General features: G+C 47.1%; 1 tRNA gene. It reads left to right on the top strand.

Features of this window, described 5'->3' with window-relative positions:
- Positions 1–32 precede the first annotated feature (32 nt).
- Positions 33–108 (top strand) — tRNA-Ala (locus ACUJB0_RS31745).
- Positions 109–255 lie beyond the last annotated feature (147 nt).

Raw genomic sequence — 255 nt, 5'->3', positions numbered from 1 at the left:
AACCAGCCCTACCAGTTTTATGCAATACCCATGGGGGATTAGCTCAGCTGGGAGAGCACCTGCTTTGCAAGCAGGGGGTCGTCGGTTCGATCCCGTCATCCTCCACCAAAAGTTCAAACGTAAGTCAGCCGTTACTGGTTGCGATTTAGGTTTGATCTTTTAGAGATCAAGTGCTGTACGTTCTTTAACAATCTGGAAGAAGTAAGTAAATTTTTATTGATCGCAAGCGCCGACAGGCGAATGCGATGGGTAATG

Source organism: Duganella caerulea, from assembly GCF_040362985.1.
Lineage (GTDB): Bacteria > Pseudomonadota > Gammaproteobacteria > Burkholderiales > Burkholderiaceae_D > Rugamonas > Rugamonas vulcania.
Note: the sequence above shows the minus strand (reverse complement) of the source record. Positions and strands in the feature narration are given on the sequence as shown.